The organism is Allotamlana fucoidanivorans (assembly GCF_006265225.1).
Taxonomy (GTDB): Bacteria; Bacteroidota; Bacteroidia; order Flavobacteriales; family Flavobacteriaceae; genus Allotamlana; species Allotamlana fucoidanivorans.
This window is the reverse complement of the sequence record NZ_VDCS01000150.1, coordinates 1-205: the sequence shown is the minus strand read 5'-3', so window position 1 is coordinate 205 and position 205 is coordinate 1. Positions and strand designations below refer to the sequence as shown.

Below are 205 nucleotides of genomic sequence, written 5' to 3'. Positions count from 1 at the left end.
TACCCAAGCTGCGATATCAGCATCCAGTGCATTTTGAGCTGCAGTAGGATCCGCATTATCAAACTCACAGGCATCAGCTGTATCATCAGAAGGACTAGTATAGCTTACTACTTGAGGTTGTGTTAAGGTATAGGTAGCTTGAGGAGTAAAAGTTTCACAAATATCATCAATAGTCCAGGTAATGGTTACCGTACCTCCCGTACAG

1 protein-coding gene is annotated in these 205 nt (G+C 42.9%); it reads right to left on the bottom strand.

The annotated features are described in order from the left end of the window. Positions 1 to 205: hypothetical protein (locus FGF67_RS17410; RefSeq protein ID WP_158293264.1), on the bottom strand; the 205-nt coding region annotated here is incomplete at both ends.